14 protein-coding genes are annotated in these 16,382 nt (G+C 62.8%); 7 read left to right on the forward strand and 7 right to left on the reverse strand.

The features are described from left to right. Positions 1 to 109: 109 nt before the first annotated feature. A complete protein-coding gene (locus EVC45_RS15470; protein ID WP_129958849.1) occupies positions 110 to 2,155 on the forward strand; it encodes a sigma-54-dependent Fis family transcriptional regulator in 2,046 nt (681 codons plus the stop codon). Positions 2,156 to 2,245: 90 nt separating this feature from the next. Here EVC45_RS15470 and EVC45_RS15475 read toward each other — a convergent pair whose 3' ends face one another. Continuing rightward, a complete protein-coding gene (locus tag EVC45_RS15475; protein WP_129958850.1) occupies positions 2,246 to 3,148 on the reverse strand; it encodes an NAD(P)-dependent oxidoreductase in 903 nt (300 codons plus the stop codon). Between the two features lie 41 nt (positions 3,149 to 3,189). Further along, on the reverse strand, positions 3,190 to 3,999 hold the full coding sequence (locus EVC45_RS15480; RefSeq protein WP_129958851.1) for an IclR family transcriptional regulator: 810 nt from the start codon (positions 3,997 to 3,999) through the stop codon (positions 3,190 to 3,192). 162 nt (positions 4,000 to 4,161) lie between these two features. Between EVC45_RS15480 and EVC45_RS15485 the strand changes: the two genes are divergently transcribed. From EVC45_RS15485 to EVC45_RS15500, 4 genes are all read left to right on the forward strand, one after another. After that, complete coding sequence (locus EVC45_RS15485) at positions 4,162 to 5,145, forward strand: hydroxymethylglutaryl-CoA lyase (RefSeq protein WP_129958852.1); 984 nt, start codon at positions 4,162 to 4,164, stop codon at positions 5,143 to 5,145. Then, positions 5,142 to 6,416, forward strand: a complete 1,275-nt coding sequence (locus tag EVC45_RS15490; protein WP_129958853.1) for a CaiB/BaiF CoA-transferase family protein — start codon at positions 5,142 to 5,144, stop codon at positions 6,414 to 6,416. The genes EVC45_RS15485 and EVC45_RS15490 overlap by 4 nt, the downstream gene beginning before the upstream one ends. 81 nt (positions 6,417 to 6,497) lie before the next feature. Next, positions 6,498 to 7,805, forward strand: a complete 1,308-nt coding sequence (locus EVC45_RS15495) for an MFS transporter (protein ID WP_129958854.1) — start codon at positions 6,498 to 6,500, stop codon at positions 7,803 to 7,805. 2 nt (positions 7,806 to 7,807) lie between these two features. Then, positions 7,808 to 8,938, forward strand: a complete 1,131-nt coding sequence (locus tag EVC45_RS15500) for an amidohydrolase (RefSeq protein WP_129958855.1) — start codon at positions 7,808 to 7,810, stop codon at positions 8,936 to 8,938. Positions 8,939 to 8,952: 14 nt separating this feature from the next. Here the strand turns inward: EVC45_RS15500 and EVC45_RS15505 are convergent, their stop codons facing one another. The 3 genes from EVC45_RS15505 to EVC45_RS15515 all read right to left on the reverse strand — a co-directional run bounded on the left by EVC45_RS15505 (position 8,953) and on the right by EVC45_RS15515 (position 10,966). After that, on the reverse strand, positions 8,953 to 9,513 hold the full coding sequence (locus EVC45_RS15505) for a response regulator transcription factor (protein ID WP_248295149.1): 561 nt from the start codon (positions 9,511 to 9,513) through the stop codon (positions 8,953 to 8,955). Positions 9,514 to 9,640: 127 nt separating this feature from the next. Next, positions 9,641 to 10,546 carry a S1C family serine protease gene (locus EVC45_RS15510; RefSeq protein ID WP_129958856.1) on the reverse strand — a complete coding sequence of 302 codons (906 nt, stop codon included), beginning with the start codon at positions 10,544 to 10,546 and terminating at the stop codon, positions 9,641 to 9,643. A gap of 210 nt (positions 10,547 to 10,756) precedes the next feature. After that, positions 10,757 to 10,966: a hypothetical protein gene (locus tag EVC45_RS15515; protein ID WP_129958857.1), complete on the reverse strand. Its 210-nt coding sequence runs from the start codon at positions 10,964 to 10,966 to the stop codon at positions 10,757 to 10,759. 163 nt (positions 10,967 to 11,129) lie between these two features. On the opposite strand from EVC45_RS15515, the gene EVC45_RS15520 reads away from it, so the two are divergent. Both EVC45_RS15520 and EVC45_RS15525 read left to right on the forward strand, forming a co-directional pair. Further along, entirely contained in the window at positions 11,130 to 11,552 is a 423-nt protein-coding gene (locus EVC45_RS15520; RefSeq protein ID WP_129958858.1) for an ACT domain-containing protein, read from the forward strand. 82 nt (positions 11,553 to 11,634) lie between these two features. Then, on the forward strand, positions 11,635 to 12,096 hold the full coding sequence (locus EVC45_RS15525; RefSeq protein ID WP_129958859.1) for a hypothetical protein: 462 nt from the start codon (positions 11,635 to 11,637) through the stop codon (positions 12,094 to 12,096). Between the two features lie 44 nt (positions 12,097 to 12,140). Here EVC45_RS15525 and EVC45_RS15530 read toward each other — a convergent pair whose 3' ends face one another. Together EVC45_RS15530 and EVC45_RS15535 are read right to left on the reverse strand one after the other, a co-directional pair. Then, positions 12,141 to 14,894, reverse strand: coding sequence for a UPF0182 family protein (locus tag EVC45_RS15530; RefSeq protein WP_129958860.1), 2,754 nt, complete (start codon positions 14,892 to 14,894; stop codon positions 12,141 to 12,143). 119 nt (positions 14,895 to 15,013) lie between these two features. Further along, a complete protein-coding gene (locus EVC45_RS15535; RefSeq protein WP_129958861.1) occupies positions 15,014 to 16,333 on the reverse strand; it encodes an MFS transporter in 1,320 nt (439 codons plus the stop codon). Positions 16,334 to 16,382: the final 49 nt, after the last annotated feature.

Here is a 16,382-nt window from a genome sequence, read left to right on the forward strand (position 1 = left end):
GCGGGTCTGCGCGGGGGTGCCGCAGGGGGCGGGCGGAGTGGCAAAGGTAGTATTCTGTTGACACGCATCAAAGCGCCCGGCACGACCTTGGCGCATTCAGGAGGAGACAATGCGCGACGACGTTCAACCGGTCAGCGTGGCGGTGGCTAACCGCTCCAAAGGTTGGCCAGCACCGGCGATCCAGAAATCCCACGAACGCTCCGAAACGTTCGGCCTGCGCGCGTCGATCCGGCCGGATTACGACATCCTGTCCGACACGGGCCTGGCGCTGAAGCGCGAGCAGAACCAGGTGCTGTGCGCACACGCGATGCCGGTCATGGAGACGCTGCGCGAGCAGATCGTCAATACGCAAAGCATGATCGTGTTGACCAACGCCGAAGGTCTGATCCTCCATTCGATCGGTGACGACGACTTTCTGCATCGTGCGGAAAAAGTGGCGCTGCGGCCCGGCGCGAACTGGGCCGAGGATCGCCAGGGCACCAACGCGATCGGCACCTCGCTGGCCGAGGGCTGCGCGATGGTCGTGCATGGCGATCAGCACTATCTGGCGGCGAACCGCTTCCTGACCTGTTCGAGTGTGCCGATTCTCGATCCGTACGGCGATCTGATCGGCGTGCTCGACGTGACGGGCGACCACCGCAGCTATCACCAGCACACGATGGCGCTCGCGAAGATGTCGGTGCAGATGATCGAAAACCATCTGTTCTCGACCGCGTTTCGCGACGTGCTGCAAGTGTCCTTTCACGGACGGCCGGAGTTCCTCGGCACGCTTATGGAAGGGATCATTGCGTTCACCGACGATGGCCGTTTTCTGTCCGCGAATCGGAGTGCGCAGTTTCAGTTGGGCTTGTCGCTCGCGGCGTTGCGTGCGCATACGCTGTCGTCGCTGTTTCAGATCTCGTATGCGCAACTGATCGATCGGTTGACGCATGGCGTCGCGCCGCATCTGATGCTGAATCTGCACAACGGTGCGGTGGTTTGCGCGCGTGCGCAGTTCAAGCGGGCGTCGTTCGGGCTCGCGCGTGGGGCCGTGGATGTGCAGGGTGGCGCCGCACCGCGACCGGTGTGTGCGAATCCGCGTCAGCAGGCTGCGGGACTGTCGCGGCTCAGCGATCTCGATACCGGCGATGCGCGCGTGTCCGCGCTGATCGCCAAGGTTCGCAAGGTGCTTGGCAAGGACATTCCGCTTCTGATCACCGGCGAGACCGGTACCGGCAAGGAGTTGCTCGCGCAGGCGATTCATAACGATTCGCCGCGACGTGACGGGTCTTTCATTGCGGTCAACTGTGCTTCGATTCCTGAGTCGCTGATCGAATCCGAGTTGTTCGGGTATGAAGAGGGTGCGTTTACCGGCGCGCGCCGGAAAGGGTCGATCGGCAAGCTGGTGCAGGCGAATGGCGGCACGCTGTTTCTCGATGAGATCGGCGATATGCCGTATTCGATGCAGGTGCGGCTGCTGCGCGTTTTGCAGGAGCGGGTGGTGACGCCGCTTGGCGCGACGCGGGCGGTTCCGGTCGACGTATCGATCATCTGCGCGACCCACCGCAACCTGCGCGAGATGATTGCGCAGAATCAGTTTCGTGAGGATCTTTACTATCGGATCAACGGGCTTGCGGTTCGGTTGCCGGCGTTGCGTGAGCGAAGCGATCTGGCGGTCGTGGTTGAGAAGATGTTGCAGTGGGAATCGGTTGAAAGCGGGGGGCGGCAGACGCTCAGCGTTGCGACGGATGTGATGGCCGTGTTCGGACGACATGCATGGCCCGGCAACTGCCGGCAACTGGCGAATCTGCTGCGGACCGCGGCGGCGATGGTGGAGGAGGATGGGGTGATCCGGTGGGAGCATCTGCCGGATGATTTTCTGGATGATGTGGGGCGCGCGGGTTGTGGCAGTGGCGACGGCAGGCAGGGTGACTCTGCTGCGTCGGCCGCTTCGGGCTCTTCAGCGGTTGCGGCGATGGATGCGCCGGCTGCCGGCGATGCGTCGGTGCCTGACGGCGCGCGGTTGCAGGACGTCGCCGCGTCGGTGGTTGCGATGACATTGGCGCGCTATGGCGGCAACGTGTCGGCGGCGGCGCGTGCGCTTGGGGTGTCGCGCAACACTATCTATCGCAGGATGCCGGCGGCGGGGCCGGCGCGGGCGCCGGGCGAGGATTGATGCGGGCGCTTTCGCGGGACCGATCGGGAGTGGCCGGGGTGACCGGCCTCGCTACTCCCTTCATTTGCATTGTCTCGCGTGAAAGAGGTCCTACCCGACGAACTTTTTCGCTTCTTCACGCCAGTAGTGTTGCTGTTTCCACCCGAGAAGGCGCTTGAGCTTTTCGTTGCTGAGCAGCGTCTCGAACTCGCCGAATTGCTTCCTGAGCGGCACGCTCGGGTAGTAGCGTCGCAGCAGTTCAGCGGTGGGTACGTTGGACGACACGTCGTCGGCCGCGACGTTCATGACCTGAAAGCCGAGGCCGTCCTTTTCGATGGCGAGCCGGCACGCGCTCGCGAGATCGCGGCCGTCGATATAGCTCCACGCAATCCTCTTGCGCAGTGCCGGATCCTTGAGCCACGCCGGAAACTTCGCGTAGTCGTCGGGTTGGAGCACGTTACCGATGCGAAAGCAGTAAATGTCGGAGCCGGTGCGCGCGTGGAACGCCTTCGCCGTCACTTCGTTGATCACCTTCGACGTCGCGTAGCTGTCCATCGGGTTCACCGGGTATTCCTCGTCGAGCGGGAAGTACTCCGGATCGCGATCCCGGTGCGCGAACACCACGCCGTAGGTGGTTTCGCTCGATGCCACGATCACCTTGCGGATGCCTAGCTTCGACGCCGCGTCGAGGATGTTGTACGTGCCCATCACGTTGATCCGGTAGACCTCGTTGTCGGGCGTGATCATGATGCGGGGGATCGCCGCAAAATGCACGATCGCGTCGATCGGCTTGGGTTCGAGGTCGTCGACGAATTCACCCGCCGCCGTGCTCGAGGCCAGCGCATTGAATACCTGGCCCGCATCGGTGATGTCCGTAATCAACGTGCGCGCGGTGCGCGCTGCCATGGGCACGCGATCAAGATTCATCACCTCGTAGCCATGCTCGACCAGGTCCTGGACGACCCACTTTCCGGCCATGCCGCTGCCGCCGGTCACAATCACTCGCTTCGTCATCTGCTCCTCTGTTCCTGTTTTTGGTTCGCTTTTCCACCGGTTCATGAGCGCTTACGGTGAGTGTCTCCACTTCTGCTTCTGTTGGTCAATTCCGCGATGCTGGCATCGTACCGGTCACCTTTGCCGCCGAGCGCCACGGTTGCGCGCTTTGCGCTATCGAGCAAGGCCGCAACGGCCGCATCGATAGTCGGACCCGTGCCAAATCTTTCCCTGGGTCCCGATAGCGTGAGGGCGCCCACTAACTCGCCGGTCGAGTCGAACACGGGCACCGAGGCCGAGGCGGTCTCGGGATCGCGCTCACCATAGGACGCCGCCCAGAGGGCCTGGCGCACTTCGCTCCAGCGCGAATCATGCGCCTCTGTGAAAGCCAGTAGCACTTTGCCCGATGCGCCTTTTTCGATCGCGAACTCTTCGCCGACGCGGATCGACACCCTCACGCTTCTGGTTGGCTCGACGCGGTAGAGCACGAGCCGCTGATCGCCTTGCCGCACGTAGAACGATGCGGTCTCCCCCAGATCGCGGCTCAACTGCTGGAGCAACGGCTCGATGACGGGACCGACCTGGAAGGATCGCTGATAGAGAGCGGCCAGACGTAATGGCTGGTGGCCAACCCCATACTGGCCGTCGCTCATTTTGCGGATGAAGCCTCCATGCTCCAGCGCGCCCAGCAAGCGCAGGGCAGTGCTTTTGTACAAGCCCGTGCGGCGTGAGAGTTCAGTGAGCGTCAACTGGTCGTCGCTGGGGCCGAACGCGTTGAGTATGGCGAACGCCCGGTCCAGCACGGCCACACCGCTGGAATTTTCACCGGCGTCGGCAGATGGGTCGGGCGTGGAAAGGGCGTCGGTAGCCACGGTGTCTTTCTCCTCGTGATCATAGGCGCCACTGTACTGTTCTATCTGGCAGAACTCAAGTTCTAAATTCCTGGGTTTACCCCTCTTACCGGCGGTGCAGTCGCGACCTATAGTTCTTTCTAATAGAACGTAGTTCTATCAGATAGAACTAAGGAGTCGAATGTGAGTACTTCAAGTCCGCAGGTGCTGATCAGCGAAGTGGGGCCGCGCGACGGTCTGCAGAGCATCAAAAGCGTCATGCCCACCGCAGCCAAGCTGCGCTGGATCTCCGCACTCGCCGCCGCGGGGCTCAGGGAAATCGAAGTGGGTTCGTTCGTGCCGGCGAAGCTGCTGCCTCAAATGGCCGACATCCGCGCAGTCGTTGCGCATGCCCTGTCGATCCCGGATCTGCGCGTCGCGGTTCTCGCGCCGAATCTTCGTGGCAGCCAGAGCGCGTTCGAAGCGGGCGTGCATAAGGTCACGCTTCCCGTTTCGGTGACCAACGCACATTCGCTCGCCAATATCCGGAAAACCAATGAGCAGATGATCGAAGAAGTCCGCAATATCGTCGCGCTTCGCAACGAACGGTTTCCTGGCGTCGAGATCGAAGCCGGCGTTTCGGTTGCCTTCGGCTGCACGATCGCGGGCGCCGTGAGCGATGACCAGACGATGCGCATGTGCGAGGCAATGGCCGCGTGCGGCGTCGACGAAATCGGCCTGTCGGATACGAGCGGCTACGCGAATCCGGCACAGGTTCGCCGGCTGTTCCGCCGTCTGCGAGCGGAATTCGGCGAGAAGGCTGGCGGCGCGCACTTCCATAACACGCGCGGACAGGGACTGGCCAACGTCGTCGCAGCGCTGGACGTCGGTGTGACGACGATCGATTCGAGTCAGGCCGGTCTGGGCGGCTGCCCGTATGCGCCGGGCGCAACCGGCAACATCGTGACCGAAGACCTGGCCTTCCTGCTCGAAGCGATGGGCTATGACACGGGCGTCGACATCGACAGGCTCATCGCAGCGCGTGCCATTCTCGCCGAGGCGCTGCCTGCCGAAGCGTTATACGGACACGTGCAGGATGCGGGTCTCCCCAAGGGATTCAAGTATGCGGACGGCCGTGCGCCCAGCGCGCCGCAACCGGAAGGCTGCCTGATTGGAGTAGCGCAATGAGCGACGCACAAGCGAAGCAGAATTTGCCGTATAGCGGCATACGCGTCGTCGAGATGACGCACATGGTGATGGGGCCGACCTGCGGCATGGTGTTGGCGGACCTGGGCGCGGAGGTGATCAAGGTCGAGCCGATTTGCGGCGACAGTACACGCGCTCTGCGTGGCTCCGGTGCGGGCTTCTTCGGCACCTTCAACCGCAACAAGAAGAGCATTGCCGTCGACGTCAAAGATCCGCGTGGCGTCGAGATCGTTCACAAGCTTCTAGCCGGAGCGGACGTCTTCAGCGAAAACTTCAAGAGCGGCACGATGGACAAGCTCGGCCTCGGTTATGCCGCGCTACAGAGGTTCAATCCGCGTCTCGTCTACGTGTCGCATAAGGGCTTTCTGCCCGGCCCGTACGATCATCGCACCGCGCTCGACGAGGTCGTGCAGATGATGGGCGGCCTCGCTTACATGACGGGACCTGACGGCCGGCCGTTACGCGCCGGGACGAGTGTCAACGACATCATGGGCGGAATGTTCGGTGCGATCGGCGCGATGGCGGCGCTGGCTCAACGCGAACGCACGGGCCGTGGTCAAGAGGTGCAGAGCGCGCTGTTCGAGAACAATGTGTTCCTCGTGGCCCAGCACATGATGCAGTACGCCGTGACCGGCAAGGCCGCGGCGCCGATGCCGAGCCGCATTTCGGCATGGGCTGTCTATGACGTGTTCTCGGTCAGGGACGGCGAGCAGATTTTTCTGGCGGTCGTCTCGGATACCCAATGGGCGCTGTTCTGCGACGCTTTCGGGCTTGCGGAGCTGAAGGCGGACGAGCGCATCGCCTCCAACAATCAGCGCGTGCAGGCCCGTGAATGGTTGCTGCCGCGGCTTCGAAAACATCTGGAAGCCTTCAGCGCCGCCGAGATCAGCACGGTATTCGAGCGCTGCGGGTTGCCTTATGCGCCGATCACGAAGCCGCAGGATCTGTTCGATGATCCGCACCTGCTCGCTACCGGCGGACTCGCCGAGGTGACTTTGCCGCCTGACGCAAGCGGGGCGGGGCAGGCCATCGCGACGAGGACCGCGCTGCTGCCTTTGACGCTCGGCGGTGAGCGCCTGCACCTGCGCGCGGCGCCGCCTGCGCTGGGTCAGGACACCCAGGCGGTTCTTAGGGGGCTCGGATACACGCCGGAGGATCTCAGGCAGTTGACCGAGGCCGGGGTCGTCAAGTGTCAGGACGCCCAGCCTGGCGATGCGTCGAACCCGTCGGCGAACGAACTCGCCAGCGCCTGAAGCAGCCACCCAAACAAAGAATCATTGAGCCGCGCAGACCGGCAGGGCCTTGTGCGCGCCGTGATTCGTCTGGAGACGAGCATGACATCCATTTCATCGAACATCGCGACCGGCGGCGCGGCAGGTTCCACCCTCGAGCAGTCCGCGGTCAGCAAAGCCGCGTGGCGCTTCATTCCGCTACTCGCACTTGCGTACTTCTTCAACTATCTGGATCGCACGAGCGTCGGCTTCGCGGCGTTGACGATGAATCACGATCTTGGCTTGACCGCCACACAGTTCGGCTGGGGGGCGGGCATCATGTTCGCGGGGTACTGTCTGTTCGAGGTCCCGAGCAACCTGGCGTTATACCGCTTCGGCGCACGGCGTTGGCTCGCCCGCATCATGATCACGTGGGGCTTCTTCGCAGCGGCGACGGCGCTGGCTGTTGGCCCAAAAAGCTTCTACTCGATCCGCTTGCTGCTCGGTATCGGTGAGGCCGGCTTTTTTCCCGGCGTGATCTTCTTTCTCGCGGTCTGGTTTCCGGCCGGCTATCGCACGCGTGTGCTCGCATGGTTCACCGTCTCCACGCCGCTGTCGTCGCTGGTCGGCGGCCCGCTCTCGGCCGCGCTGCTCCATATGGACGGGGTGCTGGGACTGGCGGGGTGGAGATGGATGTTCATCGTTCAAGGATTGCCCGCGTGCGTGCTCGGCTTTCTGGTCCTCAAAATGTTGGCGGATAAACCCGCCGATGCGAAGTGGTTGTCGCACGAGGAACGGCAAGCTCTGCAAGGCGCGTTCGATCGGGAAGGCACGTCCAGTCAGAAGAAGAAAAATTTCGTCGCGGCGTTGAAGGACGTGCGCACCTACGTGCTGGCGATGATCTCCTTCGGCTTCACGATGGGCTCATATGGCATCGGCATCTGGCTGCCTCAGATGCTGAGGGCTCACGGGATGAGCGTGACGCAGACCGGCTGGATGTCGGCCGTGCCTTACTTCTTTGCCACCATAGCGTTGCTCTGGTGGGCCAAGCGAGTCGACAGTCGCGGCGGGCCGATCGCAAATCTGGCCGCGGGTCTTCTGATTGGCGCAATCGCGCTGGGAGTCTCGACGTATTTCCATCAACTGATTCCGGCGATGACCGGCATCACGCTCGCATTGATCGGCACGATTGCGGGCCGCACGATCTTCTATACGCTTCCGTCCCGCTTCCTTTCCGGACAGGCGGCTGCCGGCGGTCTCGCCTTCATCAACTCGATCGGTGCGCTCGGCGGCTTTGCGGGACCTTACCTCGTGGGCTATCTGAAGGACAGTTTCGGCACGTTCTCGGCCGGCATGATTGGTCTGTCCATCGTGCTGGGCATCACGACATTGCTGACCTTGTCGCTCTATGCATTCGGTCGCGGAGAATGAGCATGAAGAAATCCCTATCGCCGCGACGTCGGCAGTTGCTTGGCGCTGCCGCGGCATCAATGATTTTCCCCGCTGTCACTCTGCGTCAGGCATTTGCAAAAGAGGAAACGCACTCCGTGAGCACAACCAGCAATTACCTTCCCGTTCGGGCGGAGTGGCTCGCTTCCGGCACCGAAGCCGCACTCGAACCCGACCTGCCGATCATCGACGCCCATCATCACTTCTACGAGCGTCCCGGCTGGACTTACCTTCTGGACGAGTATCTTCAGGACGCGCGCTCAGGCCACAACATCACTGCGTCGGTGTTCATGCAGGCGCTGACACGGTATCGCCCGTCGGGCCCTGAGCCGCTGCGCCCCGTCGGAGAAATCGAGTATGTCGCGGGCGTCACGGCTCCGTTGCAGAGCGGCAGGCCGCAGGTTGCGAAAGGGATGGTCGGCTATGCGGATCTTCGCCGCGGCGCGGCGGTGCGCGATGTTCTCGAAGCAGAACTGCATGCCGGCGATGGCCGGTTCCGTGGCGTCAGGCACCTCGTTACCTGGGATGCCGACCAGACGCTGGTCAATCCATTGTCGGCGGCGCCGCGAGGGCTGCTGCTCGACCCCGCCTACCGGGCGGGAGTCGCGCAACTGGGTTCGCTGGGTCTGTCCTACGACGCGTGGTTGTTCTTCCCGCAACTGCCGGAGCTGTTCGACCTGGCCAAGGCCTATCCCGATACGCCTTTCATCATCAACCATTGCGGCGGCGTGGTCCGAATCGCCAGCTACGCAAATCAGCGCGCCGACGTGTTCGCTGCCTGGTCCCGTTCGATGCGCGCACTCGCCGAGTTGCCGAACGTCTATGTGAAGGTGGGCGGCCTCGGCATGCGTATCAATGGCTTCGAGTTTGAAAAGGGCGAGCGTCCGCCGTCGTCGGATGAATTGGTGCAGGCGTGGAAGCCATGGATACATACGTGTATCGAGGCGTTCGGTGCGAACCGCTGCATGTTCGAAAGCAATTTCCCGGTGGACAAGGGCTCGTATCCATTCAGCAACGGTTGGAACGCCTTCAAGAAGCTGACTGCTCAAGCGAGTCGCGGTGAGCGGGAAGCCTTGTTCCGGGGAACGGTGAGCAAGGTTTACCGTCTCGCATAAGTGAGTCCGATTGCTCACACCATGATGAATCCGTGCCGCATGCCGAGCAACACCGCCTCGGTGCGGTTGGTCGCACCGAGTTTGCCGAAGATCGACGAGAGGTGAAATTTCACCGTGTTGTCCGAGATGTCGAGTTGCCGCGCGATCTCCTTGTTGCCGAGTCCGTCGGCGAGCATCGCCAGCACTTCGATCTCTCGCGACGTCAAGGCTTCGAACGGTTCGCCGGATGCCTTCTGGCGCGAGGGTCCGGTTCCGGACAGGAGCCTTGCGAGGAGGTCGGGTGTCAGCACGCACAGGCCTGCGGCGACGGCTTCGATGGACGCGACGATTTCGGCCGGCAGCGCGTTGCGCGGCAGGATCGCGACCGCATCGGCGGGCAACGCATCGAGGATCCCGTCGCTGTCCGGCGCGTCGCTCAGCAGGACGAGCGACGGCGACGCGTGTGAGAGGTCGAATAGCGTCTTGAGCGCCTCGCTCGCCTCCGGCGCGATGTCGGCGATGACTACATCCGACACCGGCTCCGGCGAGGCAATCGACGAGCGCTTCGGCGTCGGCTGCGCTACCCAGGCACTCAAGCGCCGGGTTCGCCTCGACCAGCGCTTGCAGGCTTGCTCGCTCCTGCGACGATGCCGCAATCACCACGACCCGTAGAGGCGCCGACTGTACCGTCTGTCCATCCGACATTTCGTCGCTTCCCGGACGTCACCTGCACGAATTGCGTGGGGGCCGTTCGCCCACGGTTACCGAACACGCGTGGCGCTCGCCACCTCGGATCAAGCTGAGTTGCAACTGCTGCCCAATGCTTGCGGAGCTCAGCGCGGCACTCACGTCGCCGATGTCGCGGCAAGGCTTGCCGTCGAGCTCGATCAGCACATCGCCGATCAGCACACCCGCCTGCTCAGCAGGGCCGCCCCGCGCAAGCGAATTGATCAGCAAGCCACTATTGAACGACAGGTTCATTTGATTGACCCAGGCGTCCAGCAGGGTGACCTGCTGGGTGCCGACACCAAGGTAGCCCCGTGAGACGCGCCCTTTGATCAACAGTTCGTCGGTGACGCGCTCCACCGTCATCCGCGGAATCACGATACCGGCGCCGCGCATTAGTGCCGAAGTGCAAATGCCCACGACCTGCCCGCGCATATCCGCGAGGGCAGCGCCGGAGAAACCTGAGCGCAGACCGCCGTCCAGTCGCACGAACGCATCGAGCTGTCCGCCTTTCCACGTGCGCCACGGGCCACCTACGCTGCCGATCACGCCAAAGTCGGCGCTGATGCCGGAATCGTCCGCACGCGCGACGGCGAGTGCGAGATGACCCGGCTTCAGTGAGTGGGCCTCGCCAGAACCGATCGGGTCGATGTCCGCGGTGTCCAGTTTCAACACGCCGACGTCGGACCCCAGATCCAGACCCGCGAGAACCGCGGCGACCGTACGGCCGTCGGCCAATGTGACTTCGATTCCGTCTTCACGCCTGATCGTGTGTGCCGCCGTCACGACGACGCCATCTCGCCAGATTACCCCGCTCGACGGCATGCGATGTCGGCCGTATACCGCCACGACACTCCGCCCGACGCGCTCGACGATGTCCGCCAGATTGTCCGAAAGATCCATCAAAGGATTTCCGCTCGAGGATGTGGTTTCCATTTCAAGTCCCCTGCCAGTTGCGTGCGACCTGCTGGTGCCCCGCGTCGTCGTTCGCTCACCGGTCCAGGTAGAGCCATGACGACGGGTTCACAATGACAGAACGAAGGGGGACGCACACCACCCAAATGGGTAGCCGGCGAGATGCAGTGCGGACTTCACGATGCGACGGGTCTGCGGCTAGCGCCGCCCGCTACGGCCCCATACATAGCGCACCCATCGCTGCCACCGGCTTTGCGGCGGAGCGGCCGGCTTGCGCGCAGTCTGCGCGTCGCGGTCGCGCCGGACGGACTTTTGCACCTGTTCGTGGATCTGCCGCAAAGACATGCCGCCGGGGCCTTTCAGTTCGTCGGGATCGGTAGCGGGATCGCGCTCGGGATCGTCTGTCATGAGAGTCGCCTGTTGGTGATGAGGCGATTTGATCTTGATACAGATGCCCCCTGGCAGCAAGCTGGACGCGGATTGCCGGGCGGCGCGTTGTCCGGCAGGGCTTGCCCGCGTGCCGTTCGTGAACTAGATTTTTCTAATGAGGTTCGAGGCGGGAGGCATTGCCATGGAACTGAGCGTGGAACGGGTCGATGTCTGGGCAGCTACCATCGACGACAAACCGGGGGGCCTTGCCAAGGTCTTAAGCGCCTTGCGGGATGCGGGAGCCGACTTGCAGTTCGTCGTGGCGCGCCGCACGGCCGAGGCATCGGGTAAGGGTGTCGTGTTCGTCGCTCCGCTAGAGGGCGACAGTGCGATCCGTGCCGCCACCCAGGTGGGGTTCAGCGTGACGCCGAGCCTTCACTCGATCCGGGTAATGGGTCTGGACCAGTTGGGCATCATCGCGCAATTGAGTCGGGCGCTGGCGGATGGGGGGATCAACCTCCGCGGGGTCTCGGCCGCCGTACTTGGCACGCAGTTCATCGCCTATATCGCGCTCGACTCGCTGGACGACGCCGAAAAGGCGATCGACATTCTACAAAGGGCCTGAAGCGCCCCTAACGGCCATTTGAACGGCGAACCAGGCGCCGGGCATGGCGACGAATCCCGATGCCGGAAGGAGGTCGGGAGCGATGAAGACATCGACGACCACCAGGCGGGTGCTTTGGGCGCTCTCGCTCTGTACGATTGTGACCGGCACGGCAGTCGCCGGGGCATTGCTGTTCGAGTTGTCGGTGATCGGCTATGTCGAGAGGGATCTGCGCGGGGACGTGGCAAACGCGCAAGCGGGCATCGCAGGCAGCGAGCCGGCTACGTCCGAGGAGCGCATCAATCCGTCCTATCTGAAGCGGTACGGGTTGGACCGCAACCTGTACAAGGACAGTCACGGAAACTTTGCGCCAACAGGCGCCGACTGGCGGCAATGGGGGCTGCGAACCAAGGTCGCGGCCACGGTGATGTGGCTGGGTCACGATCCGCCTGGAACGTGGTGGACTTACGCGCAGATCAAGTGCGTCGACCGGTTTCCCGAAGCGCACGCCGACAGCGAGCGGATCGCCGATGTTGCCGACGCTTGCCTCGGTGTACCGCATTGATCGACGCAGAGCCACCCAACGCGGACCGGGCTATTTTCTCGCGGTCATTTCTGCTTATCGGAATGGCCGGCGCCGAGTGCCTCCAGCAACGGCCGGAGGGCATCCAGTTCCGCGCCGAAGCCGCTCCAGTCTCCCGCCTTCAGTCGCTCGATGGCGCGGTCATAGTGGGCAAGTGCCTCGCGCGCGCGAGCGTCCGCCGTGCCTTGGCGTGGCGATGCCGGTTGCGCGGTCTCCCTGAAAAGCGCCGCCAGCGCTTCACCCAGGCTGTCCTCCATCACCACCCGGTCGCCATAGGCGGCAATCACCCGCTTCAACTCCGGCAACTGACCGGACGCCGCGCGCAAATAGAGCGGCGAAACGTAGAGGATCGAGTTCTCGATCGGCACGACCACCAGATGACCGCGAATGACGCGTGAGCCCATCTGGTTCCATACCGAGATCTGCTGCGAGATCTCGGTATTCTGCTGAATACGCGCTTCGATCTGGAACGGGCCAAAGACCAGCTTGTCCTTCGGGAAGGTGTACACGATGAGCTTGCCGTACCCGGGCGGATCGCAACGCGCCGCCAGCCAGGCAATCATGTTTTCCCGCTGGCTCGGCACCATCGGCAGCATCAGGATGAACTCGGCGCGTGCGTCGCCGGGCAGCCGCATGATGGTGTAGTACGGCGGCATCGTGCTGGCCGAGCTCCCGCCATCCATTCCGACCAGCTCCTGCGGAAACTGCCACAGGTCCTCGCGGTTGTAGAAGACCTCCGGCACGTCCATGTGATACGCGCGGTAGAGCTGCGCCTGGATCAGGAACAGATCTTCGGGGTAGCGGATATGCTGCCGCAGCTGCGGTGGCATCGCGTCCAAAGGCTTGAACAAACCCGGGAAGCTGCGCTCGTAGGTGCGCAGCAGCGGATCGGCGGGATCGCTGACGTAGAAATCGACCGTGCCGTTGTACGCGTCGACCACGACCTTGACCGCGTTCCGGATGTAGTTGGCGCCGTCGCCGAAACCCGGCCGGGAGTAGGGGAACCACTGGCTGACGGTGTAGGCGTCCTGGATCCAGAACAGGCGCCCATTGGTCGCGACGACATAGGGGTCATGGTCGAGCGTCAGGAACGGCGCGATCGTACGCACGCGGTCCTGAATGTTGCGGTGAAGCAGGATCCGGCTCTGGTCCGTGATGTAGCCGCTCAGCAGAATGTTCGGATCGTCGAGCTGCCAGGCGAACAGGCTGCGGCTTCCCACACCGCCGAGGCTGACGCCGTCGCGCCCGCTATACGTCGTGTAGGCATTGGTCGGTCGTTGCGGATAGTCGAATTCAGCTACGTTGCCGTTCACGATCACATAGTCCTGCCGGCCTTCGCTGAAATACAGACGTGGTTCGCGAATCACCGGGGCGCCGTTGGAGACCGGCGGAATATCGTGCAGATAGAAAGACGGTAAGCCCTCGGCGGATTTCTCGGTGACCGGCGACATCACGACGCCGATGCCGTGAGTAAAGATAAGGTGCAGGTTCACCCAGGTCTGGGCGTTGGGCGGAAGCATCGCCGGATCCAGTTCGCGCGCCGACAGCATGACTTGCCTATAGCCGGAGTCGAGCTGGTAGCGGTCGATGTCCACCGCAACAAATTTGTAGTAAGTCCTGATCTCCTGCAACTGCGCGTAGGTATCCATCAGCGGTTGCACATCCCATAGCCGGATGTTGTCGATGGTCGCCCGATTGGCCTGCAGCGAGTCGAGCGTCAGTCCCTGCTCGGCCTCGAACGGTTTGACCTCGATCTTTGCGAGGCCGTAAGCCTGTCGCGTCAGCGCGATGGTGTGCTCGATATAGGGTGTTTCCAGTTTCAGCTCGCTTGGTTTGACATAGAAGCGTTCAAACAGCGATGGATAGATCACAGCGAACACAAATGAACTGCCGAACACGAGCAGCGCGAGAACGACGGGCTGCAGATAGCTCCGCCGGCGCATGTTGATCCCGAGGGCGACGGCCGAGGCCGCGGCAAGGCCCACCAGCATCCACAGGACCGGCAACTCGACATGGACGTCGGTATAGCTGGCGCCGACCACGACGCCGTTGTCGCCGTAGAGCAGCAGAAAGCGCTCGAGCCACCACGACCAGGCCTTCACTGCAAAGAACAAACCGAGCAGTGCCGAGCCGTGAGTGAGGGCGGCGCCCGACAGCGTCCGTGGTGGCGGCTCCAGCGCGATGTCACCGCGCAACGCGTAGACGGCCGCTGCCACGATCGCGCTGCAGAATATCAGCCGCAGCAGCCAGTTCTTGAGTGCGACATACGCGGGGAGCGAGAACAGATAAAAGCCGATGTCCCTATCGAAGATCGGATCGCGCTCGCCTACCGGCACCTGATAAATGAAGCGCAGCGCGACGTCCCAGTTCGAGACTTCACTCGCGGCGATCAGCAGCCCAACGACGAGCGCGACGCAGGCAATACTGGTGCGCCAGGGAACGTGCGGCGCGATCAGTTCGGATAGATCGCCGGCAATTTCCGTCGCGCGCGATGGATCGGCTGCCTGTGCTCGCAAGATATCGACGCGCGTCGCGTAACGATGCGCGAGAATCCCGGACAGCCAGATCGCGGATGCCGAGACTGCGAACACCGCGGCAAACAGCAGCGCTTTTGCGGAAAGGACGCTCCAGAAAACGCCGCCGTAGCCGATCGACGAGAACCACAGCCAGTCGACCAGGATGCCGGTGATCCGTCCCACGACAATCAGGCCGGCGATGACGGCCATCGTCGCGATTGCATAACGTCTCAGGCGCCCGCCGGACTTTACCTCCGACCGCATGGTCCCTCCTGTGCTGGCCGCCGCCGTTGCCGTGTTGCGATCGCGTCAATCGCGCCATGCCGGCCTGCCGGGAGCCAGGTGTGCGAAGCCCGCCAGGGCTTCGCACCTGAAAAACGGCTTCATCGATTGACCATCTTCGCCGGCACACTAAGAGCAAGCAAGCCGCCTAGCACCAGGAAGGCCGCAAGCATATACATCCCCGAGTCATTCGCCGCCGTCACCTCCTTCAACCACCCCACGGCATAAGGACTCAGAAAACCCGCCAGGTTGCCGATCGAATTGATCATCGCAATCCCCGCCGCGGCGCCGGTGCCTGCCAGAATCGCCGTAGGCAAACTCCAGAACAACGGCAGGGTCGTGAGGATGCCCATCGTGGCCAGCGTCAGCCCGGTCATCGCAAGCAAGGTGTTATGCGTCCAGATGACGGAAAGCACGAGGCCCACCGCACCAAGAAACGCCGGCAACGCGATATGCCAGCGTCGTTCCCGCGACCGATCCGCACTGCGCGCAACGAACACCATCGCCACGACGGCCGCCGCAAACGGCACCGCCGCCAGCAAGCCGATCACGAACGCATCGGTCACGCCGGTCGATTTGATGATCGTCGGCAACCAGAAGCTCACGCCGTAAAGCCCCATCACGAAGGAGAAGTAGGTGAGACTCAACATCAACACCCGCCCGCTCGTGAATACTTCACGAATCGGCATGTCGTGCTTGGTCGCTTCCTCGGCCGACACCTGACTCTCGAGCAACTGCTGCTCTTCGCGAGTCAGCCACTTCGCCTTCGAAATCCGATCATCGAGCATCACGAACACGATGATACCGACGAGCACCGACGGCACCCCTTCGAGCAGAAACAGCCACTGCCACCCGTGCCATCCATTCACGCCATTGAAGTTCTTCAGAATGTACCCGGAGACCGGACCGCCAATCACACCCGACAAAGCGATCGCCGTCATGAACCAGGTCGTCATCCGTCCACGCCGATGCGCCGGATACCAATAGGTCAGATACAAAATGATCCCGGGGAAGAACCCAGCCTCCGCGAGGCCGAGCAAAAAGCGCATCACATAGAACATCGTCGGCGTGGTGACGAACATCGTCAGCATCGAGATCACGCCCCACGAGATCATGATCCGCGCGATCCACACGCGCGCGCCGACCTTATGCAGGATCACGTTGCTCGGCACTTCGAAGATGAAATAGCCGATAAAGAAAATCCCCGCGCCGAAGCCGTACACCGCGTCGCTCAAACCGAGATCGGTGCTCATCCCCAGCTTCGCGAAGCCGACGTTCACCCGGTCCAGATACGCGACGATGTAGCAGAGCATCAATAGCGGTGCGAGCCGCCACGTCACCTTGCGATAGGTTGCCTCTTCGAACGTGGAAGGCGGCGCCCCGGCGCCGGGATGATGAAGCGGATCTGCAGGACTAGCCATGACTGTGTCTCCTCTTTTTTTATGGAATTGAAGTGCCGCCGCCGATCGA

This window comes from Paraburkholderia sp. UYCP14C (assembly GCF_004197395.1).
Taxonomy (GTDB): Bacteria; Pseudomonadota; Gammaproteobacteria; order Burkholderiales; family Burkholderiaceae; genus Paraburkholderia.